The organism is Aeromonas tecta (assembly GCF_000820185.1).
In the GTDB taxonomy this organism is placed as follows: Bacteria; Pseudomonadota; Gammaproteobacteria; order Enterobacterales; family Aeromonadaceae; genus Aeromonas; species Aeromonas tecta.
Map to the genome: position 1 here is coordinate 313,473 of NZ_CDCA01000025.1, position 23,140 is coordinate 336,612.

Sequence of the window (23,140 nt, forward strand, 5' to 3'; positions counted from 1 at the left end):
CTTTGATTGTCAAGATAAAAAGTGTAAACTGCGAGAACATGCACAAACAAACTCCTGAAAAGTGTAAACATGAAACTACAGATCAGGCATTACATTGCTCAAAACGGTGAGCGTTTCTCGCTACTGTACAATGTTGACCATGATGATTCTGATCATGCCGCGTTTCCACTCTTCTATCCAACTGCTTATGTGACGAGACGGCTACGAGGCCAGATGCACAGCAGCCAAGTTGAACAGCTCCAGGCGATCAAAAAACTTTACAACTGGGCTCATCAGGAAAAACCTGCTCTCGACCTGCACCATGTCTTGCTCTCCCGTCAATTTTTCGCACCCTACCAGGTGGATTCATTAGCAGCCCACTTGTTGAAGAAGGATAGGCAAGGGAACACCATCTCAAGACCGAGATATAACCGTACATTAAATGTTGTTGCTGAGTACTTGACATGGTACGCAACCGAAATAATTTCTGATTCAAATTCACCTAAGATCGCTAAAGCCGTAACGCATATGAAAAGTGAAATCAATGCTCGTTGCAACAAACGGCAGGGATCCACTTCTAGGCAACAGCAGGCAAATCTGACCAAAAAGCTATCTGACAAAGCAAGAGCAACCCTACTCAATCTCTTTAAAAATGCAGAAAATGGAATTAAAAACGAGACCCAAAAAAACACTCTCTATCGGAATATTCTTACCTTGCACATTATGTACTCTACAGGAATGCGCATCGGAGAGGTGCTAGGGCTTCAACTGCAAGATTTTATTATCGCTTCTGGCGGCGAACCAGCCTACTTGGTTATACGCCGAAATCATGACGCTATAGAAGATGACCGAATCCAGCAGCCTGTAGCTAAAACGCTTAACCGTCGGTTAGCAATTGATGATGAACTTTCCCACATAATTTCTGATTACTTAGTTCGACGGTCAAAAATCCCTCACGTAGGATTCCATGATAACTCCTACCTATTAGTCAATTTCATGCGAGGCTCCCGACAAGGGTTAGGTGTTAGCAACCAGAGTTTCAATACCTCATTAGAACGCTTGAGGAAGAGATTCCCTACATTAAGTGAACTCCATCCACATTTATTACGACACGACTGGAATTTTCGATTTTCTCAGAAAGCGGCTTTGCTGAAAATGGATGAGAAGACAGAACGAGCTGTGCGAGAGTACTGTATGGGCTGGGTAGACAATTCCCCCTCATCAAAAATTTACAATCGACGATACATTGAAGAGCTCGCGTTTGATATAGGTGTACGGATAGCCAACGATACTCAGAAAAAGGACTTGTGATGAGCTCGGGGTATACATTTAAATTAAATCAGGATGAAATCTCAGTTAAAGCTAAGGCGCTTGGTCTCCGAGAGGAAGCCAAACGCCATAGGTTTGTCATTAACTTTCCAAAAAACGTGATTTTGGAAAACACAAGATTGGTTATAATTGGCGAGGTATCGTACAGTCTTTCATCTATCAAGAAAAAATTAGAAAAGAAAGAATTCCTCTCATTTCTTGGCGTCATCTCATGGCTGACAAATAATAATGAAACAGCATCGTTAGAAAATATCATTCCAGCTTTCAGAAGCTATATTAATACTGCATATGTAAATGGCATTACTGTTGAGTCGCTATCATCTTTTCTCGAAAGCTGTCGCAGTCACGAAGCCGCACACGCCTACTTTGGCTTACTAAAACGACTGTTAATAAAGTGGCATGAGCTAAATCTACCGGGGGTTTCCGATGATGAGTTTAATTTCATATCCCAGGTTCAGCTTCCACAACCTAAAAGACCAGCTGGCAGTAGAATTAGGTCAGATGACCCAACTGAGGGATGGTATACCCACTCAGAGTATGACTCTCTTGTCCAAACAATTTGGCGTACATACGAGTCTGGCCTAGGGAGCTTATGGAGAACATGCGTCCTCCTGTTATCTGCACAATTTGGACGGCGCCCTATACAAATAGCACATCTAAAAATTGTAGACCTACAAGAAACAGGTATAAGCTGTGGTGTTTCTGGCCGTCGCATTGAATTTCCTGGGGCCAAAGATAAGGACTCTAATGGATTCAGGGAATCGAAAATAGAAGTTCATCCTATGAGTGATGAATTATGGTATCTTTGCAAGCGTCAAGAAGAGGAATCAATTCTTCGGTTTGAAGTGGCACTAGGACGTAGGCTAACCCAACAAGAGAAGTTAAATTTACCATTATTCCCATATAGATCTACCCGGATCTTAAAGAGGAAAATAGAAGCCTCCGAATTTCTTCACGAAATTGACAGCGATATGCTAGCTTCTTCTATCCTCCATGTTGCTAGTGGCTTAATTTCATCTACGATAGCCACCGGCCCTTTTGGTGAAACTGTAATTTCTCAAAGAACTGGGCAACCACTCGTCCAAAATGCGTATCGATTCAGGTACACCCGCGCACGACAATTGGCTCGTTCAGGCGTCCCCAAAGCTGCACTTCAATATTGGCTAGGACATGAAACAGATTATTCCATCGATACCTACTACGACGATCCTGCTGAACGAGCAAGGGTATTGAACGATCAAATAGCCCCATTATTAGCCCCCCTAGCCCAAGCTTTTCAGGGGAACCTCAAAGATAACGAGGCAAGCGCAGCCAGAGGTGATGACCCAACTAGCCGCATTGAGCTCGATGGGCATGAAGCTTTGGGGGTTGGCACATGCGGTGAGCATGGATTTTGTTCCGCCTCAGTCCCAATCCCCTGCTACCGCTGTACCAAATTCCAGCCATGGGTGTTCGGCCCCCATCATGAAGTACTGAACCGACTACTAGAACGGCAACACCTAGAAAATGAAGTTCCTAGACCAGGAATGAAGCGGCGATTGCTTGTTCCAGTCCAATTAGATAAAGATATTCAGGCTGTCAAGGAAGTTATTGTTTTGTGCGAAGATCGCAAAGCGGTGTTAAGGGATCAGGAATGAGCAACATTGTTATTTTTAAGTCTAGTGCAACACTATCCACAGAAAATAATCTGTGGAACCTAATTAATCTTGCTCGTGACAAGATCCCCCTTTGGAGTGACCTGGAAGGCTTCACATGGGAGAGTTCTGTATGGCCAACTCACTGGACTTCCATACGATTTTTAGAACTATATGAACGAAAATTGCACGCTTCAAAAATACCAACAGAACAGCAATTGATGACCTCGCCATTTATATGGTTTGCTAAGGCTTATATACGCTATACACAAAACAAGCACAAAACAAAAACAATCAAGAGAACCGTAGCTGCATTGCAGCTACTCGAAGCAGCATTACTTGAAACCAATATGAAGGCGGATGTAACCAAAGTGACACCTCGGGAATTGGATAGAGCGATCCAATTAATGATTTCTGAGGAATTCAAAGACCGACAAGGGATCGGGGGCGCACTCCAAACCATAGCTAAAAACTTATCAGACTGGCATATTACCACCTCTAACTTAAAATACTGGCAACATCCATTTTTAGGAGAAAACTCCAACGCTACCGTTAATAAGGCAGACCCTGACTCCATAGCAAAAAAACTACCATCTGATGATACTCTTTTGGCTATAGCTGAGATTTTTGCTAACGGTTTTACTGATACCCAAGATGACGAAGATATTTATATCACTTGTGTTACTTGTCTACTGTTATGTGCACCGATGCGTATTAATGAGATACTGCATTTTAGAGAAAACCCACTAAGAGATGAGCTAGATTCCAATGGTAAAAAACAGGTCTACATTTCCTATTGGGTTCCTAAGAATGGCCTTTATGTCAGAAAGGAAATTCCTGAGGTTATGGCTGATCTCGCACGAGAAGCCGTTAGACGACTCAGCCTTATCACAGAGGAGTCTCGCAGACTAGCTCTTCACATTGAAAAAAATCCAGAACAATTTTATCGACATTCCCAATGCCCTGACGTTCTTGATGATCAAGTTTTAACTGTTGAAGAGTTGACCCAAGCTTTAGGATTTAACAACTCTAAATCAACAGAAACATTCATCTATCGCTGCACAGGTAGATACAACTACAAAGGGTGGACGCTCAATTCAGTATGGCCATTGATAATGGCTGAACACAAAAAATTAAATCCATATTTTCCCTATCAAGTTGACCCCGCTGACGCCTCCCACAATAAGCCATTGAAAATGTCAGAGTCTCTGATATGCCTTAGATACATGCAATTATCCACAAGGAATCAGACTAGTTCCATATTACTGGCCCCTGCCAACCGTGATTTCTATGCCAAACGTCTTGAGTCAAGGGATATGCAGCGCGGAAATAAGACAGTAAACATGAGTATTTTGCTCAAACATGGTTATGAAGGGATGGAGTTACGTTCACACCAACTACGACATTTTTTAAATACCCTAGCGCAAGAAGCCGGTGTTAGTATCGATGTAATTACACGCTGGTCGACTAGAGCATCTCAGGCACAAAGCCGCGTCTACATGCACCAAGATCCAGAACGAAAATCCAGTAAAATAGCAGCTCAGCTAGGTATGACTCCAAGCCAAACAACCATACGGCCTTTAACTCAGGATGAATACCGTCTCATGGATTTTGGACCCATCATCACTACTCGCTATGGGATCTGTACACACGACTACACTGTGACCCCCTGTAACAAACATGCTGACTGTCTAAACTGCTCTGAGCTGCTGATATGCAAAGGACACAGGAGGTCTCTTAAGGCGATGATTGAAGAACGTGACCACATCGCCGAAAATCTGGCTGCTACACAGGCTGAAATTGATGCAGGACACAGAGTTGCCAGTCGCTGGCAGCAAGTTCATAAACAAACTCTCGACAGACTAAATCGACTCATTGATCTTATGACAGACAAAGACATAGAAGATGGGAGTCCAATAAGGATTCAAGGCAACGACTTCAACCATCAAATACGGATTGTAGAAAATACAGCAGCAAAACCATTAAATAAAAACATTGACATTATAGATTTTGGACATAGTGATGAGATTGCGGCCTGCCTACGACTGCTCTCGGAGGAAAATTAATGCCAAGCCCAATAACTGCGAAACACCTTCACCACATTGTTGACATTATTAGAGATTGGCCAAAGGATGAGTCACTAACTTGGGATAACATTTGTAATGCTTCTGAGGTTGTCATCGGTTATAAGCCAACACGTCAGGCACTATCCAAAAAAGCAATACTAACAAATGCTTATAAGACAAAAAAGGGCGAGCTAAAGGCGAAGCGACTTGCAGTAGCTGGCGTTCCAACGCCAAAGAGTATGCCTGCTGCTATTGAACAAATTTCTAGACTGAAACAGGAAAATATACAATTAAGGCAAGAGTTAACGAGGATGGCAGAAACTGCGCAGCGTTTTATTCATAATGCTAGCCTCCATGGCTTGACGCCTGCACACTTGATGAAGCAACTACCCAAACAAAATCGCAAAGAGTAACAATATAATAAAAAAGTTTTTAAAACAGTAGGATGCAGCACGTATACAACTCCCGCCTATATATCTGCGGGGTATCTCTCGAAAAAATTACAACTGAAAGTACATGTGTTTATTCATGTACTTTCTGATTATACCTAAATATGATCCTACATTAACACTAGATATTATTTACCCTCCCCCTACCAATTTAATTTATAGATAAAACAAGCAAGTGGTAAACTTCACAAAAAAAAAGAGCGATGTTTTTATTAAACGCCATTCTGGAGTGAATAATAAAATACCAAGTAACTTGTTCTTGCAAAAGGGCCTCTGTTCAAGAAGGCCCTTTTGTTATTTATGAAAACAAGAATTGAGTCAGGTAGCCCATCATGACGGCCATCCCCAGTATGACGGTGAGGAATGCCACGATCATGGGGGTTCTGAACATCGACTTGAGTAGGATCACCTCGGTCAGGCTGGCCCCCGCACTGCCGATGATCAGAGCCATCACAGCCCCCATCCCCATCCCTTTACTCATCAGTACCGACGCAAGCGGGATAACAGCTTCTGCCCGGATATAGAGCGGAATACCCACGATGGCACTGAATGGAATAGCCAGAGGGTTATCTGCCCCAGCGTGGGCGGCGATCCACTCTGACGGAATAAAACCGTAGATAAATGACCCGATCAGCACCCCCAGCAACAAGTAGGGCAGCACCTCTTTGAATTGCAGCCAGGCATCAGCACGAGCTTTGGCAAAGGCAGTGGGGATCACTGGCGCCTGGGTCAGGGTCGCGGTGCCATCTGCGCAGCAAGAGAGCGCTGGCGTCGCCTCTGGTTGTGGGGCACAGCAGGATGCCGCAGCACTTATCGGTTTGACTGACTTGATGGTGCTGCTTGCACAGCAAGCGGTTGCATTCGCACTGGCCGGTTCACTCGCAGTAGTGCCGCAACTGGTGCCACAGCTGCTTTTTGGGGCATCTTTAGGGTCAATGACATGACGCTCGAACCCCAGCATGTCCAGCAGCATGCTCGCCAGTACGGAGACGCCAGCTGCGATCACGGCATACAGCACCGTCACTTTCCATCCGAAGGTAGCCCACATCAGGCCGACAATAATCGGATTGAGCAACGGTGAGACAAACAGGAAAGTCAGTGTTGGCCCAAAACCGGCTTTGGCAGACAAGAGTCCACGCAGCATAGGGATGGTTGAGCAACTGCAAAATGGGGTCAATGCGCCCAGTACCGCAGAGATCAAGTAGCCTCTGCCTTTTCGTGCCCCCAGCATGGCTTGGATCTTGGCGTCGGGTATCTTCTGGCGGATCAAGCTGACCCCGGCACTGATCACCAGGAACAGCACAGAGAGCTCAAAGGCCAGGAACAAAAACATCTGAGATGCATCCGTCAGCATGGTTAACCAGTCATTCATCTTCATATTCTCCACGTAAAAACCACATTTCCAGAATAATGGAAATGATGTGGTGATCAAGATATTTCTGGTATTATCGAAATATGCATCGTGTGGAGGGATTGGGTCATGCCGTTGGAAGAAGTCGCTAAAGCGTTGAAGGAGCTTGGTCATCCAACTCGCCTGTTCATTTTCAAGCATCTCATCAAGGCTGGGACGCAGGGCTTGCCTGTTGGAGAGCTGCAAAAGCAACTATCTATCCCTGCATCAACCCTCAGCCACCATATCTCGGCTCTGGTATCGGTAGGGCTCGTCAAGCAGAACCGAGAGAGTCGCACGCTCATGTGCGTGTCTCAATTCGAGGTGCTGGAAGAGGTCATCGCATTTTTCCGTGAAGAGTGCTGCGTAAACGGCAGCTCAACCTGAATAGATTCAAAGCAGTGGCAAGCTGCCTTGATCATTTCAACTGTTCTTGTATAGTTGTAATCATGAAATGAGTGATAGAGGTTCAAATGAATAAAGATACTGCTACTAAAGTCTTCGAGTCTCTGTCGTCCGGTATCCGCCTCGATGTATGGCGCCTGCTGGTCAAAGCTGGGCTGGAAGGGATGGTTGCTGGTCAGTTGGCCAGTGAGCTCGATATCGCTCCGAATACCCTGTCATTTCACCTGAAAGCCATGCTTCACGCGGGCCTCGTCTCGGTGGAGCAAGAAGGCCGATTTTTACGCTATCGCGGCAATATCCCACTGATGCTTGAGCTGATCGGTTACCTCACTGAGGAGTGTTGTAGCGGTCATCCCGAGCAGTGTTTAGATATGCGCGGCACTGCCAATTGTGCCCCCGACGTGCTTCCCCCTCTTACCTCCTGTAACAAAGAAGGGTGTTCATCATGAACATCCTGCGTTCATGCACGGGAAAGCGGATCGAAGCCCTCCTGCTTGAGGTGTATCCCGATTTTCGATAGATCGCGAGGGCTAAAAGCAGCTCTGGATGCGATTGCCACTGAGATTAAGTGAGGAAGTGATCATGAGATTGATACAAGTATTTGACCCTGCCCTGTGCTGCTCCAGCGGCGTATGTGGCACAGATATTGACCAAAACCTGGTGATCTTCGCTGGCGATGCAGAATGGCTCAAGCAGCAGGGGGGATCTCTATATCGCTTCAACCTGGCGCAACAACCCCTGGTATTTGCTGAAACCCCAGCGGTGGCTTCTTTCCTAGAGCTCTCCGGTGAAGAAGGGCTGCCTGTGACCTTGGTCGATGGCCAGGTGGTACTCACCGGTCGTTATCCTAGCCGCACTGAGCTGATGCGCTATGCCGGTCTGGCGTTACCGAAAGCCCCTGAAACGGATGGCGCAGAAGCCAATACAGAGCCAAGCAAAGCGGGCGCCATCAAAGGGATCGTCAAGAGTGAATGCTGTTCCGGCAGCAGTGGTTGCTGCTAAGCGAGCTCACGTAGTTAGCAAGATCTCTGTTCGGTTCATTGCCTTGTTCTTCCAGATAGGAGTCTCTCATGTTCCAGTTTCTGACCAATCCGCCACCGTTTCTCTTTTACACCGGTAAGGGGGGCGTGGGTAAAACCTCGCTGGCTTGCGCAAGTGCGGTTGCCCTGTGTGACAGTGGAAAAAAGGTACTGCTGGTGAGCACGGATCCAGCCTCAAACGTGGGTCAGGTGTTCGATACCAAGATAGGCAACCAAGTCACCAAGATCCCGCAGGTTGAGGGATTGTCTGCGCTGGAGATTGACCCGCAAGCTGCCGCGCAAGCGTACCGTGAACGGATTGTTGGCCCAGTACGTGGCAAATTGCCCGAGAGCATCGTGCGCAGCATTGAAGAGCAGCTATCCGGTGCCTGTACCACAGAGATAGCCGCTTTTGACGAATTCACTGCCCTGCTGACCGACCGTGACTTAGTGGGTCAATACGATCATATCGTGTTCGACACCGCACCCACGGGCCACACCATTCGTTTATTGCAATTGCCAGGGGCATGGAGCGAGTTCTTGGAACAAGGCAAGGGTGACGCTTCTTGTCTGGGGCCGTTGGCGGGGCTGGAAAAACAGCGCAGCCAATACGCAGAGGCTGTCGCTGCCTTGTCGGATGCCGAGAAAACACGATTGCTCTTGGTCGCCCGTGCCCAAACCTCGACCCTGCGGGAAGTGGCACGTACTCATGATGAACTGGCGGCCATTGGCCTTGCCAATCAGCAGCTGGTCATCAATGGCATCTTCCCAGAAAGCGAGCAGGTTGATGACCCCTTGGCCGCAGCCGTATGGCAACGAGAGCAGCAGGCTATGGCTAATATGCCAGCGATGCTGGCAAGTCTTCCACAAGACAGAGTTCCGCTCTTGGCCACCAACCTGGTAGGTGTAGACAGCCTACGTCAGTTACTCAGCGCAGAACCGGTCAATGGGGCCTATGAGGTCGAGAGCACAACCACTGAGCAACACCCTGATTTGAAGCAATTGGTCGATGAACTGGCCACCGATGGCCATGGGCTCATCATGTTGATGGGTAAGGGGGGAGTGGGCAAAACCACCCTGGCGGCAGCGGTCGCGGTGGAGCTCGCCAATCGGGGACTGCCTGTTCACCTGACCACCTCAGATCCCGCAGCCCATCTGGGTGAGACGTTGGCAGGTGCCCTGCCCAGCCTGGAAGTCAGCCGCATTGACCCTCACGCAGAGACTGAGCGTTACCGTGCTCAGGTGCTGGCTACCAAGGGGGCGAGCCTGGATGAACAGGGCCGAGCCTTGTTGGAGGAAGATTTGCGTTCCCCCTGCACCGAAGAGATTGCAGTGTTTCAGGCCTTCTCACGGATCATTCGTGAGGCGGGTAAGCGCTTCGTGGTGATGGATACAGCGCCGACTGGCCATACCCTGTTGCTGCTTGATGCGACCGGCGCCTATCACAGAGAAATTGCCCGCCAGATGGGCGGGAAAGGGATGCACTTCACCACCCCCATGATGCAACTGCAAGACCCGAAACAGACCAAGGTGATGATCGTGACTCTGCCCGAGCCAACTCCGGTGCAAGAGGCGGCCAATCTGCAAGCTGACTTGCGCCGTGCCGGCATCGAGCCCTGGGCCTGGGTGGTCAATCACATGCTGGCCCCAGCCAGCGTCACTTCCCCCCTACTTGCCCAGCGAGCATATCGCCAGCAACCCCACATCGATGCTGTGAAGGGGGAGCATGCTCAGCGCTATGCCGTAGTGCCCTTGCTGGCGACCGAGCCAGTGGGCGTGGAGGCTCTGCAAGATTTATGTCACACCAACCAATCCCAATCCACCTGACGTTCTCATTGAGACATGGAGACGCTGTTTATCATGCACCCGTTTGACATCCTGAATCTGGATAATGGCGCCCGCCTTATCTTCACTCCCTGCCCTGGCACCAAGGAGGCTTCCCTGCAAGCCTCCCTTAAGACCCTGCAAGAGGCTGGGGCTGATGCGGTGGTCACCATGATGCCTGATGCCGAGCTTAGCGAATTCAAGGCTGATGCCTTGCCCGCCGAGTGTGCTGCATTGGGGCTGGCCTGGTTCCAGCTACCGGTAGAGGATGATTGCGCGCCCGAGGCGCCATTCACAGCAGCGTTTACGAGTCACAAGGCAGACTTGCTGGCGCGACTGGCCTCTGGCCAGACCCTGGCCATTCATTGCCGAGGCGGCTCGGGCCGTACCGGACTGATGGCGGCTATCTTGCTGTTGGAGGCAGGCTACGCTCCCGCCAAGGTCAAGACTCTGGTGCAAGGGCTGCGTCCCAAGGCGTTGACCCTGACCCCTCACGTCAATTACCTCAACACCCACTACTCATTCGCCGGTTAAGGAAAGCAGCATGACTATCAAAGTTGGTATCAACGGCTTTGGCCGCATGGGCCGCCTCTCATTTCGCGCCGCCTTCGATTGGGCGGATGTAGAGTTTGTGCGCATCAATGACCCGGCTGGGGATGCAGCTTCCCTAGCACACCTCATCACCTTCGATTCAGTCCATGGCCGCTGGCATCACGAGGCCCGCGCCGAAGGTGACGAGATGGTGATTGGCAACCATCGCATCCCCTGCACCCGCAACAACGAGATCGGTCAGACTGACTGGTCGGATTGTGATGTGGTAATCGAGGCCTCTGGCAAGATGAAGACCAAAGCCCTGCTGAGCGCCTACCTGGCACAAGGGGTAAAGCGCGTCGTGGTCACGGCTCCGGTCAAGGAAGAGGGTGTCCTGAACGTAGTGATGGGGGTTAACCACCACCTCTACGACAAAGCGCAGCATCCTATCGTGACGGCTGCCTCCTGCACCACCAACTGCCTGGCACCTGTGGTGAAGGTGATCCACGAGCAGTTGGGTATCAAGCATGGCTCCATGACCACCATTCACGACATCACCAACACTCAGACCATTCTGGACGCCCCCCATGCAGATCTGCGCCGTGCCCGTGCTTGTGGCTTGAGCCTCATCCCCACCACTACCGGCTCTGCCACCGCCATCACTCATATCTTCCCCGAGCTCAAGGGCAAGCTGAATGGCCATGCCGTGCGAGTGCCGCTGGCCAACGCCTCCCTCACCGACTGTGTGTTCGAGGTGAGCCGTCCCACTACCGAAGCCGAGGTCAATGGGTTGCTCAAGGCCGCTGCCGAGAGTGAGCTCAAGGGGATCATGGGGTATGAAGAGCGCCCGCTGGTATCGGTGGATTACAAGACGGATCCGCGCTCTTGCACCATCGATGCGCTCTCCACCATGGTGATCAACGGCACCCAGGTGAAGATCTATGCCTGGTATGACAACGAGTGGGGCTATGCCAACCGCACTGCCGAACTGATGCGCATGGTTGGTCAGATGGACAAGGTGCAAGGATAACCCGGCCATGGCACTGACCCGACTCTCCCCCGAGACCCGCCAGTATCTGCTGGTAACCGGTAACTACTGGGCCTTTACCCTGACCGATGGCGCTCTGCGCATGTTGGTGGTGCTCTACTTCCACGGGCTGGGCTACAGCCCGCTGGCCATTGCCTCCCTGTTTCTCTTCTACGAGTTCTTCGGGGTGGTGACCAATCTGGTGGGGGGCTGGCTCGGTGCTCGTCTTGGGCTTAACCGCACCATGAACATAGGGCTGGCCCTCCAGGTGCTGGCGCTGGGCATGCTGCTGGTGCCGTCAGTCTGGCTGACGGTGCCTTGGGTGATGGCGGCGCAGGCGCTCTCCGGGATTGCCAAAGATCTCAACAAGATGAGTGCTAAAAGCTCCATCAAGTTGCTGGTGCCGGGGGAGGCTCAGGGTCAGCTCTACCAGTGGGTGGCACTGCTGACTGGTTCGAAAAATGCCTTGAAGGGGATGGGGTTTTTCCTCGGTGGTGCCTTGTTGACCTTGCTCGGGTTTCAGGGGACTGTGCTGGTCATGGCCCTCGCACTGGCGCTGGTGTGGTGCGTGAGCATGCTGACGCTGAAACGTGACTTGGGCAAGGCCAAGAATAAACCCAAGTTCAGTGAAATCTTCTCCAAGAGTCGCGCCATCAATTACCTGTCGGCAGCCCGCCTGTTCCTGTTCGGTGCCCGCGATGTGTGGTTCGTGGTGGCGCTACCGGTGTACCTCGCATCCAGCTTTGGCTGGGATCACTGGTATGTGGGGGGCTTCCTCGCGCTCTGGATCATCGCTTACGGGGTGGTGCAGACCCAGGCTCCCCGATTTACCGGTAAGCGCCAGGGGCGTGTGCCCGATGGTAAGGCGGCGATGCGCTGGGCGCTGTCGCTGGCCTTGATCCCTGCCCTGATTGCGCTGGCGCTCCACTATGGGGTGCATCCGGCCATCAGCCTGGTTGGCGGTCTGATGTTGTTCGGTGCCCTGTTTGCCATCAACTCTTCTCTGCACAGCTATCTGATCGTCAGCTATGCCGGTGCTGATGGGGTATCGCTGGATGTGGGCTTCTACTACATGGCCAATGCCCTGGGGCGCTTGCTCGGCACCCTGCTGTCTGGGCTGGTGTTCCAGCTCTACGGTCTGGAGGCATGCCTCTGGATCTCCACTCTCTTTATTCTGTTGGCGGCATTCATCTCCATCGGCTTGCCACGCCATCAGCCTTCCGTTTCATCCAACTCTCATGGAGCCTCAGAATGAGTACCAATGCCTGCTGCGATCTGCCCGTCAGCAAAAAAATGAGCTTTCTCGACCGTAACCTCACCCTTTGGATCTTTGTCGCCATGGCGATTGGGGTCGGGATTGGATATCTGTTCCCTCAGGTGGCTCAGTGGAACGAGGCAATGTCTGTCGGCACCACCAATATTCCGCTGGCCATTGGCCTGATCCTGATGATGTATCCGCCGCTCGCCAAGGTGAACTACGGCACCATGGGCGCGATGACTCGCGACCGTCAGGCCATCACACTCTCATTGGTGATGAACTGGTTCGTCGGCCCCATCCTGATGTTCGTGATCGCCTTGGTGTTTTTACATGACTACCCGGACTACATGGTAGGCCTGATCCTGATTGGTCTGGCGCGTTGCATCGCCATGGTGCTGGTGTGGAACGACCTGGGGGGTGGTAACAAAGAGTATGGTGCTGGCCTGGTGGCGCTCAACAGCGGTTTTCAGATCTTAACCTACAGCTTTATGGCCTGGTTGTTCATCACCGTACTGCCCCCGCTGTTCGGCTTGCAGGGGTTTGCGGTGGATATCACCATGCTGGATATCGCCGAGAGCGTGCTGATCTATCTGGGGATCCCCTTCCTTGCGGGCTTCTTGAGCCGTAAATATCTGGTCAAGGCGAAGGGAGAGAAATGGTATACCGAGCGCTTTATCCCGGCTATTTCGCCCATCACGCTGATCGCCTTGTTGGCCACTATCGTGCTGATGTTCAGCCTCAAGGGGGAGATGATCGTCGAGCTGCCGATGGATGTGCTGCGGGTCGCTGCGCCACTGGTCGTCTATTTCGTGTTGATGTTCTTCACCAGCTTCCTGGTCGGCAAGAAACTCGGCATCCCCTATGACAAGAATGCCTCCATCGCCTTTACCGCCACCGGCAACAACTTCGAGCTGGCCATTGCGGTCTCCATCGCCGTATTCGGGCTGAACTCGGATCAGGCCTTCGCCGGGGTCATCGGCCCGCTGGTTGAAGTACCGGTGTTGATCGCCCTGGTCAATGTAGCCCTGCGTATGAAGCGCAATTATGTGACAGCGGAGGCCTAATCATGAATGACGCCAAGATCACCATTTATCACAACCCGGCGTGTGGCACCTCTCGCAACACCCTGGAGCTTATCCGCAACTCCGGCGTTGAGCCGACAGTCATCCACTACCTGGAGACCCCGCCGAGCCGCGAGACGCTGGAGTCCCTTATTCAAGCGATGGGGATGCCGGTGCGCGACCTGCTGCGCAAGAATGTCCCCCCTTATGAGGCACTGGGCCTCGCAGAGGATCGGTTCAGTGATGAGGCGTTGGTCGATGCCATGCTGTCTCATCCTCTCTTGATCAACCGTCCGATTGTGGTTACCCCGCTTGGCACCAAACTGTGCCGCCCGTCAGAAGTCGTGCTGGATATCTTGCCAGACCCCCAGCAAGGAGCCTTCACCAAGGAAGATGGGGAGCGGGTAGTTGATGCAGAGGGGCATCGTATTAAGTGATCCAGCAATCAGGAGCATATGATGAGTTCTCTTGGCATCCAAAAAACCAAAGATGATGCAGTCGAGTGGGCGTTAACACACGGCGTAGCCTCCAAGGAGTCGGTGCATTCTGCTGTGCATACCCCATTTACCCTGACGCCAACACCGATAAGCCGAGGGGGGTATCAGCAGTTAAAAAGTGTGGCCCAGATCCTCAGCAAACTGATCTATTCAGTATCTGAGGATCACGGTTTCCTGTTCGATGCGATTAATCCCATCACGGCTGGAGATCCCTTCTTTTCAGCCCTGCTTCGCATGCATCAACAAATACACTCATCACCCAGCCAGGCTCCCCGGCTGCCATTGCTCATTATGCGCAGCGACTTTATGGACGATAAGGGCGATGGTCACAAGCTTGTTGAATTCAATGGCATCGCTGCTGGTATGGGGCCATTCGGCCAGCGAATACATGAACTGCACCGTTATCTACAACAGCAATGTCCCTCTGCATATGCCGAGTTATCGCATCAGGCAGTGGGGGAGCTTGTCGATAATCAGGCCATTGAGGGGCTATCGGCAGGCATTGCCAAAGCTACTTTCAAGATTAAGCAGGAGTTTGGTGACCTTGGCCCAGCAAGGTTTTTGATGATTGTGCAAGAGCATGAAAACAATGTGTTTGATCAGCACCTGCTTGAGTTTGCTCTCCAGCAGAAAGGGATAGAGACACTGCGCAGAACGTTTCGCGAGCTTCACAATCAATTGAGCACGGGCGCCAACAACAGATTGATCCTCAATGGTGTCGGGCCACTCGATACCGTCTACCTTCGTGCCGGATATCAGTATTCCGATTATGAAGCAGCCGACCTCAAAGAGCTGAGATGTTGCCAGTCGCTGATGGCGACTCGTGTGTTGATTGAGCAACATCGAGTCGCAGTCAATGCAACGGTTGCCCAGCAGTTGGCAACGAGTAAGCAAGTGCAAATGCTGCTATCTCGTCTGGGAGAAGATGGACTGGTCGCATTTGGTTTGACCCCGCAAGAGGCCGCAAGAGCGGGAAATCTTCTGGGAGAGATGCATCCTGTTACCTCAGATAGCGCTGACTTTGTAAAAGCGGCTCCCTCCGATAGCTGGGTGCTTAAAAATCAGGGAGAAGGTGGCGGGCATTGCCTGTTTGGGGCAGACATCTTGGCAAAACTGGCAACGCTTGCTCCCCAACAATATCAGGCCTGGTCGTTGATGCGCCGCTTACACCCCATTCCCAGATCTATGCCTGCATTGATTGTGCGCAAAGGGGAACTGCATCAGGTGACTGATTTGATCAGCGAACTGGGTATGTTCACCGTTCAGGGAGATGGCAATCCTGCCAGTATTGAGCACTGTTATGCTGGATATCTCATTCGCAGCAAATCAGCTGGATCGACAGAAGGAGGCGTTCACAGCGGGCAAGGTGTTCTTGACTCGCTGGTATTCAGTGATTGAGAACTCTCAAGTTGGTAGTTATAGCAATATTCTAAAATTTGCTCTGGTATTCAATGAGGTATGATGATTTACAGCTAAAAAAGAGGGGGGTTATGGGCAAAGAAGAGAGTGGATCTATTCGCGGCAACGCAGCGGAATGTTGAATAATTTTTTGTTCGACAGAGTGTGGTCTTTAACCAAACTGAGGAGGAAGGCTCGTTTAATACACCCCATGTTCGATTTGTCCTGCGAGATCAATAACAGCCTGAACTCCCATCGCTGTACTCAATACATTGACAGGTTTCTCCCCTCCCAGTCCCCTGGCTGGTCTGTTTAACCACGACGTGGATTTCACTATATCTCCCTCATGCAGTGAGAGAGCTGCATCAAGAGCCAGTACAACACCGTAAACTCTGGCACCCTGCTCAATGGATAGAGGTGAACTAGCTGCGATCTTGCGAGCGAGCCTGCTTTGGCTAATGCCAATCAAGGCACAAACCGCCCGAGCACTCTCCCCAATCAACCCAGCAAGCTTCGGGATGATGCTAGGTTCGACACCAGCCACAATCCACTGGTGTGCCTCCAGCGGGCCGTGAGGGATGCCCAGAGAGGTAATGACAGAGCTGACAGCGGTTACCCGAGTGCGAGGGTGATGAACGGCGTGAGGCATCGATAAGTGTTCCCCGTCAGTAAGGCGTGACCCTAACAAACCATCCTAAGAGTTCCCTGCTCCGCGATCACCATAAAATTGCTCTTAGCCAAACAACGGACACATCTAGATGATGTGATATGTGTAACAGGCGTCGGCTTATCATATATAACAGCATGATTTAATAGGTGTTTTGGTGATTCTGGCTGGTTGCTGCATCCTCGCAAGCGGCCTAAGCTTGTCCCAAGCGGATGTGGGAGAGCTGTTTGGACTCAGCCAGAAGGCTATCTCGGCATTTCGAAGATCATCCAATAGCCACCAAGCTAGACACGCAACACAAATTGCCCTTGGAATTAAACTTGGAGCTGTATATGACCAAGCTAAGAGAGCAACTGCCTAGAGAGGGGTGAACAGAAGAGTGGTAACACTTTTCGTGAACCTCTGGACAAAATTTCATCTGAGGCCTTTATGAGGCCCAATTTATGGTGTATTGACTATGTTTTCATCTCACACCCTGTCCTGAATAAGAAGGTTAGGTCATGACCAAAGAGCCATCCGTACATGAATTGAAACAAACGTGGGGGCTACCAGCTCACGCAAAAATGCTGGGTTGGCTTCTTCATGATCCATATAAGGATGAGTTCTTGGTTAAGTACGCATCAAGCCCGGATATGACGGGTATGTGGTGGGGTCTGAGTCCTGAAACTGCAAAGGCTTTTAAAACGTTAAAAAAGGCAAACTCTGTGATTCAATCGCTGGAGCTTACTGGGCGGGCTGTTGCTGCCCCTGCTTTTGATATTGGAAAGCAGATCATCGTGCTTACGGATAAAATTGGTGTTGAAAACCCGCTTAGAGAACTGACGCGCTTAACTCAAGATCTGGACTGATCAGTAATAGATGAAAACTGAATTCCACAATTTGGCATTAGGTTGAGAAACATTTCGTATGGCCATCAATTTTGACTATCGCTGCGGGATCTTAGAGGCTGCTGACACAAAAACTGGCTATGAATGGTGCTGGTACAAAGGGGATACTGAGATTATCAGGACTCAAAATGGTGAGCTATCAAGCTCGTTCAGCGTCCCCGTTGGGGCAACAGTCATTGATGTGAAGGGTATCATTCGTGACGATGCCAAGAAGTCACAGGGTTAACATTTTCTCCCTGATCGATAAGGTTATCCTCTTCAAATCAGATAAGGAGCTGTTCATATTCGTTAAAGGTATTGAACTGACAAAACAGGTCATCGATCCCCGTCTATGACGAGAGTGGTAGTAGTATCACGACAAAATTTGGTATCAACAATGCCTCATTTGAGGATGACTCTTGGCTGTATAGTTTGTTACATCAGATGTCTTCCTTGCAATAAGAAGGCTACCTGAATGAGAGTGAACTTACATGTGAAGCCACTCAATTATTTTGTTTAATATCATTTGATGTAAAAATTAATGGAGCTATTGGCGATATTGGGTGATAATCCATCTTATATAATAGTGTGATACATGAGGCCATAAATGAATGATTTTTTGAAAACCCTGCTCAATATTCGTAGTCTTCGTGCAGCGTTGCGTGAGTTGTCATTTGAGCAGCTTGTAGAAGTTAAAGAAAAATTTGAAGAAGTGTTTTTTGAGCGAGAGCAACAAGAAACCAAAATCAGACAAGAGTCTGCGGAACGTCAGCAGAAGCTGGCTCAGTTCACTGAGATGTTGCGAGATGCAGGGATTGACCCGAGTGAGCTGGTTGGCTCCTCCGTCACTGTTAAGAGCGAAGGTGTTGAAAAATCCAAGCGAGCGCCTCGTCCTGCAAAATATAGATACACCGAGAATGGTCAGGAGAAGAGTTGGACTGGCCAAGGCAGAATGCCTAAAGCGATAGCAGAAGCTGTGGCCAGCGGCAGAGCTTTAGAAGAGTTTCTTATCTAATGTTGACTGAGCCCATGTATATAATACATGGGCTTTTTAATAATGTTGTTTTTTGTATAAGTGTATTACGTGGTAATGGCAGAGTGATTTATGGATATGTTTTTTTCATAAAAATGCGCCATGCAGACTCAATATTACAAACTAAGTAATTCAAGTTGACATTACAAGTGTAAATCTAGCTGGCCTATATTTTACAATCATCTATACCCGTGCTATCATGCACTGTGCATTTATACAGCCCTCTGAATTTGGGTAATGTATCTTATTGAATTAATTGTCTATGTCTGAGGTTGAAGCATATGAGTAAAATGAAGAAGGCTGTTAGTGTTCTTTTCTTTTCCATTGAAGCCAACGACACTTTTTTTAGCAATTTTGTTTCGAATATAGTAGCGAATGTAGACAATGCTCTTTGTACGAGAATATTCAATGTTCGAGATAAGAAATATCTCATAAAAACATCTGTTCCTCCAAGCTCATGGGGGGCTGAGGGATACTTCATTACTGTGGTTAGAGAGAGAAATACTTGGCAAGTTAGAGCAAGCAGGGATGGGAAAATAGCTGGCACATCCTCAAATCAAGGGATTATTGGTGACCCATATTTTTTCTTTGTTGTGCCAAATGAAAAAATTTTACTTGGTTTTACATCAGGCCCGAATGGTAGTTTAAAAGGTGTCGGTAAAGCGCTGTTAGAGCAATTCAATGATGATCGTAAGAATAGTATAAAACTGAATTTCATTCCCAAAGAAAAAGAGTTTTCTGTTCTTAAAGAGCTGCCAGAATATAGTAGCCTTCATTTTAAAATAAACTCATCATCACTGTCAGATGTGGCTGATGATGCACCAAAGCTTATTAAAGATTTGAGTTCCGCTCCATACATTGAAAACAATATGCAGCTAGCATTAGATCTTGTAATTGATGAGTCATCAGGGTCGGCTTTCTCAAAAGATAATTTACTTGAGATCGTTAGCTATCTATCGGAACATGATGGATGTACTGTTTTGAAGGTTAAAGGTATCAATAGCAAAGGTGCCTCAATAAGTTTGGATTTTGGAAATGCATTCTATCATTATCGAACCGAAATACAGACACGGCAAAAATTCATTGATGAAGAATCATCAATGAAAGTGTTAGATGCTGCCATGCTAGAGTACCTGAGACTATTCAGAGGCTAATAACTTAAGTAACTCTTTCTTGGTTATTGGATGAATAGCAGATAATTTTTCTGAACGATATAGCTCCATTAGATTATTTGTTGAGTGTATTTCTATCTGCTTTGGTAAAGCATCATGTATTTCGATTGCAGCCTCTCTAGACAACCCAAAGTTGATTAGGTTTATCATTCTGTCATCGCATGCACCGACTTCTATAAATGTGTGAAGCTTAACGTTTGATAACTCTATTCCTTTATTTGCCAATATTGTCGAAAGCAATACTTGATAGCAGCGAAGCGCATTCGATAGACGGAAGGTAATGTCATTGTTAATGACCTTTATGACACTTCTAACTGCGCCATTTATATTTGGAGACAGTTCTCCATTGTCCTTGCTCCAACTAATCTGATTTGTAATTATTTCTTTTAGCCCCTTCCCTTTAATCCATTTTCGAGTTATCAAGCATATGTAATCAAGTGAATATTCATCACTAGGTATATATATACCAAACTCTTGCAATTTGCTGCTTATTCTAAACAATGCATCATATAGTTCTGGAGATTTAGGGTGTGGTAATAACCAGCCATCGAAGGACTGTAATGAATTGAGATGATTGAATAATTTGTTTTGTTGAATATATCCAACTGTGGGGCTCGCTTCTAAGGTAAATGGAGCTACGCGTAATTTATCATGCGCGGCCTTTATCTCCTGCTCTAGAAATTGCAGCTCTTGTTTGCTTAGCAAAAGCTCACTGGCGTTGAATGTTTTCTCCAAGTCATCACTGGCATACTCTTTAATGAGCTTATTTGATATCGTGTAGTATCTGTACTGGTTATTATCAGTATGAGAATACTCGCCTTGTAGTGCCTGAATAATATTACCTAGCTCTTCATTTAATGTTTTAAAGTATGTTGGTATTTTTTCTTCTTTACTTTGGTCATCATCAAAATAGTCATCAAATGTCCATTCATCAGGTTCAATAAGAAACACATTGCCAGAGAAGTGTTGCAGCATTCTTCCTGCTCGGCCAGTAATATTGTTGATTTTAACATCTTCAACACGCTCTGATGGCCGATGCATTATTTGTTGGATTGGATTTTTTAGGAAAAGATTTTTAGCTGGTAAATTAACGCCTTCCGCAAGCGTACTCGTACATGCGATAAATTTTATATGATCATCTTTAGCCAGGTTCTCAACCATTATGCGAATAGAGCCAGGCAATGGACCATAGTGGAATGCAACACCTTTCCTAAGATTTCTTGCTAACGAGAAATCACTATGGACAAACTTTTCAACATAATCAGCGGCCTCATTTAGCAACTCATTATTAGTATTTTCCAAAATGAGCTTTGCAATATCATCCGCAATATTTTCACAATGATCTGTTTTATTTCTATATATAATATTGCTTTGCCCATGCCCTAACTTATATACAATATCAGCCAGGCTTTTGTTTTTGAATCCTTTGGGTATTGTCTTTATATTTTCGGAGTTGTGGCGAGATATAACCAAAGATCTATTCTGGGGGGTAACAGACATTATTATTTTTGATACAGGGGAGTGTTGCGTAATTTCCTTTTTGAATTCAATGTCACCAAATATAGTAGAGAATGCATTTTGATAGTTCTCCGCTGGCATACTAATTATTATTTGTGGGAAGCTATCTTCAAGTAACTTTTCAATTGTGAGGTGAAGTAATACACCACGACTCTTATCTGATATATTGTGAGCTTCATCTATAAACAAATAGTTAAAATAAATATCACCACGTTGCAATAATTCATATAGCCTTTCCTGAGTCATCACAAAGAAGGTTTTATCCCCAAACTCCCCCTCTTTAGGCACTGAGCAGATCTCAATTTCATTCTCTACATTGTTTTCTTGTGCTAATTTATATAGCTTACTTGCAACTTCTGAAATCAATGCCCTAGTGGGAACAACGATAGCTGCAAATGCACCCTCAGACTCAGATACTCTCTTTAATAGATAACTTAGAATAATATGGGTTTTGCCTGCTGATGTTGGTGCAACAGTGATAATATCTTCATCTGATGATAGATTAGCCCATAAAGAGCGCTGATAGTCTGTTAAAATAAAATCAAGGTCTTCAACAGTATTAAGACTCTCTCTAAAATCTATCTGAGCCTCTGAATAGAAATTATATGTAAAATCTACTCCAGGGTGTCTTTTATTCAATAGCTTTATATTCGGAAAGTCTCCCGAGTGAGTGAAAATACTTCGGGCGATGGGAACCAAATCTGGGTGCAACTCAGCACAAATATCTAACAACATAGAGAGTATAATCGCACCCTCATTTCTTATTCCCTCATCATTAGATTTGTAGAAAATTTGAGCTGATGTTATTAGTTTTTTTACTTCATCTCTTTCTATATTGTCAGTATTTCCTGTTAACCATAAAACATATGATCCGAATAAGTTATTGCTTGTTTTTATATACCCATCGCTATTTTTTATTTTTGATGCAAGTTTAGTGGCAAAGTCACTCATTTTTTTATCCCAAGATATGCTTTAAAGTCATTGACCAATGCATCGACACAAGAATATGGAAGCATTATCAATGCGACTTCTTCTATTTTAGTGCCATGATGCTCAACCTTTTGATAAAAATCACCAATATAGGCAAGAGCTAGCTCACTATACATTCTAACAAAATCGTCTTCTGTATCTGACTGACCAATGATTTCTGGCTCTGCAAATCCAATGAAACAGGGGGAGTGAATTAGGTCTGAAACATCATTGTCTGAAAATGGATCTAGTAGACTTAGAAGCTTTTCTTCTAGTTCATCATCTATATTTGGAAAGTCCATGTGACTTTCCAGTAAATCAAATTCATCACTGTACTTATCTTTGGCTGTCTTTATTGATTTAGCAGCCTCTGATGCTGCGCTTTTGAAGCTTTTATAAAGTTTTGATTCACCTAAATATAATCTAAATTCACCATTTATATACTTCCCATGCACTGCATCGGCACCGAAAACTGGCATGTTTGGATTTGTTTTTAAGGATATCTTGCTCAATATTTTTGGCGCTTCAAAGTAGACATCCAGAAGAGTAAACAGTATCAACTCTCCCAGTTCCCCTTTTGCTGTTTGCTGACTTATTTTTCTAATAGCACGGTCAAATAATCGCTGTGCGCTTTTTGTATCATCAACGCCAAGTTTCTTCTCAATTTCTCGACAAGAAAAAACAAAATTATACAGAATGCCATTTTTGATTTTTTCAAAAAACTCATCATGGCAACTAACGCCATGCTTGATCGGCAGGTAGACTAATAATGTTTTAACTTCGCGTCCATCACGTAGCACATGCGTTACTTTCACATCCTTTAAAATTTTTTTTATTTCTTGAGAATTTTTTAGTTGTGGTTGAAGGTAAGCGCTCATATTAATGCCAGCTAGCCATTGATAAGAAAGATAATATCAACTTCACAATGATTTTCAATCGGGTATCGAGATGATCTGATGTGATTAAGCATCAGTAGGCTGGAAATGAGACATGGAGCATTGTTAGCTCTTAGATCATATCGACCAAGTGAATCGAGCCTACATTCCAG

Annotated in this window: 21 protein-coding genes; 17 read left to right on the top strand and 4 right to left on the bottom strand. The window is 47.3% G+C overall.

The window, feature by feature from the left end; translation table 11 throughout:
• Positions 1-69 precede the first annotated feature (69 nt).
• Genes BN1137_RS21915 through BN1137_RS22425 form a run of 4 tightly spaced genes read left to right on the top strand, consistent with a single transcriptional unit; the run spans position 70 to position 5,421 of the window.
• Entirely contained in the window at positions 70-1,290 is a 1,221-nt protein-coding gene (locus BN1137_RS21915; RefSeq protein WP_083443419.1) for a tyrosine-type recombinase/integrase, read from the top strand.
• The gene (locus BN1137_RS22415; protein ID WP_157433703.1) at positions 1,290-2,945 is read left to right on the top strand and encodes a site-specific integrase; all 1,656 of its coding nucleotides are present in this window, start codon (positions 1,290-1,292) and stop codon (positions 2,943-2,945) included. The genes BN1137_RS21915 and BN1137_RS22415 overlap by 1 nt, the downstream gene beginning before the upstream one ends.
• Positions 2,942-5,008, top strand: coding sequence for an integrase (locus tag BN1137_RS22420; protein WP_157433704.1), 2,067 nt, complete (start codon positions 2,942-2,944; stop codon positions 5,006-5,008). The genes BN1137_RS22415 and BN1137_RS22420 overlap by 4 nt, the downstream gene beginning before the upstream one ends.
• On the top strand, positions 5,008-5,421 hold the full coding sequence (locus BN1137_RS22425) for a hypothetical protein (RefSeq protein WP_157433705.1): 414 nt from the start codon (positions 5,008-5,010) through the stop codon (positions 5,419-5,421). The genes BN1137_RS22420 and BN1137_RS22425 overlap by 1 nt, the downstream gene beginning before the upstream one ends.
• A 334-nt stretch (positions 5,422-5,755) precedes the next feature.
• Here the strand turns inward: BN1137_RS22425 and BN1137_RS10600 are convergent, their stop codons facing one another.
• Positions 5,756-6,829, bottom strand: coding sequence for a permease (locus BN1137_RS10600; RefSeq protein WP_050718666.1), 1,074 nt, complete (start codon positions 6,827-6,829; stop codon positions 5,756-5,758).
• 108 nt (positions 6,830-6,937) lie between these two features.
• On the opposite strand from BN1137_RS10600, the gene BN1137_RS10605 reads away from it, so the two are divergent.
• The 10 genes from BN1137_RS10605 (at position 6,938) to BN1137_RS10650 (ending at position 15,867) form a co-directional block, all read left to right on the top strand.
• On the top strand, positions 6,938-7,234 hold the full coding sequence (locus tag BN1137_RS10605) for an ArsR/SmtB family transcription factor (RefSeq protein ID WP_050718568.1): 297 nt from the start codon (positions 6,938-6,940) through the stop codon (positions 7,232-7,234).
• 86 nt (positions 7,235-7,320) lie between these two features.
• A complete protein-coding gene (locus tag BN1137_RS10610; protein ID WP_050718569.1) occupies positions 7,321-7,701 on the top strand; it encodes an ArsR/SmtB family transcription factor in 381 nt (126 codons plus the stop codon).
• 133 nt (positions 7,702-7,834) lie between these two features.
• Positions 7,835-8,254 carry an arsenite efflux transporter metallochaperone ArsD gene (arsD, locus tag BN1137_RS10615; RefSeq protein WP_050718570.1) on the top strand — a complete coding sequence of 140 codons (420 nt, stop codon included), beginning with the start codon at positions 7,835-7,837 and terminating at the stop codon, positions 8,252-8,254.
• Positions 8,255-8,322: 68 nt separating this feature from the next.
• The gene (arsA, locus tag BN1137_RS10620; RefSeq protein WP_050718571.1) at positions 8,323-10,098 is read left to right on the top strand and encodes an arsenical pump-driving ATPase; all 1,776 of its coding nucleotides are present in this window, start codon (positions 8,323-8,325) and stop codon (positions 10,096-10,098) included.
• Between the two features lie 33 nt (positions 10,099-10,131).
• Positions 10,132-10,629 (top strand): phosphatase domain-containing protein, encoded by a 498-nt coding sequence (locus tag BN1137_RS10625; protein ID WP_230581507.1) that lies wholly within the window; start codon positions 10,132-10,134, stop codon positions 10,627-10,629.
• A gap of 10 nt (positions 10,630-10,639) precedes the next feature.
• Positions 10,640-11,656 (top strand): ArsJ-associated glyceraldehyde-3-phosphate dehydrogenase, encoded by a 1,017-nt coding sequence (locus BN1137_RS10630; protein WP_050718572.1) that lies wholly within the window; start codon positions 10,640-10,642, stop codon positions 11,654-11,656.
• Positions 11,657-11,663: 7 nt separating this feature from the next.
• On the top strand, positions 11,664-12,908 hold the full coding sequence (arsJ, locus tag BN1137_RS10635; protein WP_050718573.1) for an organoarsenical effux MFS transporter ArsJ: 1,245 nt from the start codon (positions 11,664-11,666) through the stop codon (positions 12,906-12,908).
• A complete protein-coding gene (gene arsB, locus BN1137_RS10640; protein WP_050718574.1) occupies positions 12,905-13,975 on the top strand; it encodes an ACR3 family arsenite efflux transporter in 1,071 nt (356 codons plus the stop codon). The genes arsJ and arsB overlap by 4 nt, the downstream gene beginning before the upstream one ends.
• Before the next feature lie 2 nt (positions 13,976-13,977).
• A complete protein-coding gene (gene arsC, locus BN1137_RS10645; protein WP_050718575.1) occupies positions 13,978-14,409 on the top strand; it encodes a glutaredoxin-dependent arsenate reductase in 432 nt (143 codons plus the stop codon).
• A 21-nt stretch (positions 14,410-14,430) separates the two neighbouring features.
• Complete coding sequence (locus BN1137_RS10650) at positions 14,431-15,867, top strand: glutathione synthase (protein ID WP_050718576.1); 1,437 nt, start codon at positions 14,431-14,433, stop codon at positions 15,865-15,867.
• A 199-nt stretch (positions 15,868-16,066) separates the two neighbouring features.
• On the opposite strand, the gene BN1137_RS21920 is transcribed toward BN1137_RS10650, so the two are convergent.
• The gene (locus BN1137_RS21920; RefSeq protein ID WP_083443420.1) at positions 16,067-16,516 is read right to left on the bottom strand and encodes an antitoxin Xre/MbcA/ParS toxin-binding domain-containing protein; all 450 of its coding nucleotides are present in this window, start codon (positions 16,514-16,516) and stop codon (positions 16,067-16,069) included.
• 518 nt (positions 16,517-17,034) lie between these two features.
• Here BN1137_RS21920 and BN1137_RS10655 point away from each other — a divergent pair.
• The 3 genes from BN1137_RS10655 (at position 17,035) to BN1137_RS21925 (ending at position 19,587) form a co-directional block, all read left to right on the top strand.
• The gene (locus BN1137_RS10655) at positions 17,035-17,382 is read left to right on the top strand and encodes a hypothetical protein (RefSeq protein ID WP_050718577.1); all 348 of its coding nucleotides are present in this window, start codon (positions 17,035-17,037) and stop codon (positions 17,380-17,382) included.
• A 625-nt stretch (positions 17,383-18,007) separates the two neighbouring features.
• Positions 18,008-18,415 carry an H-NS family histone-like protein gene (locus BN1137_RS10665; RefSeq protein WP_050718579.1) on the top strand — a complete coding sequence of 136 codons (408 nt, stop codon included), beginning with the start codon at positions 18,008-18,010 and terminating at the stop codon, positions 18,413-18,415.
• A gap of 299 nt (positions 18,416-18,714) precedes the next feature.
• Positions 18,715-19,587 (top strand): hypothetical protein, encoded by an 873-nt coding sequence (locus BN1137_RS21925; RefSeq protein ID WP_083443421.1) that lies wholly within the window; start codon positions 18,715-18,717, stop codon positions 19,585-19,587.
• Here BN1137_RS21925 and BN1137_RS10670 read toward each other — a convergent pair.
• Both BN1137_RS10670 and BN1137_RS10675 read right to left on the bottom strand, forming a co-directional pair.
• A complete protein-coding gene (locus BN1137_RS10670; RefSeq protein WP_050718580.1) occupies positions 19,573-22,074 on the bottom strand; it encodes a DEAD/DEAH box helicase in 2,502 nt (833 codons plus the stop codon). The genes BN1137_RS21925 and BN1137_RS10670 overlap by 15 nt on opposite strands.
• Positions 22,071-22,970: a HamA C-terminal domain-containing protein gene (locus BN1137_RS10675; RefSeq protein WP_050718581.1), complete on the bottom strand. Its 900-nt coding sequence runs from the start codon at positions 22,968-22,970 to the stop codon at positions 22,071-22,073. Before BN1137_RS10675 ends, BN1137_RS10670 begins: the two co-directional genes overlap by 4 nt.
• Between the last annotated feature and the right edge of the window lie 170 nt (positions 22,971-23,140).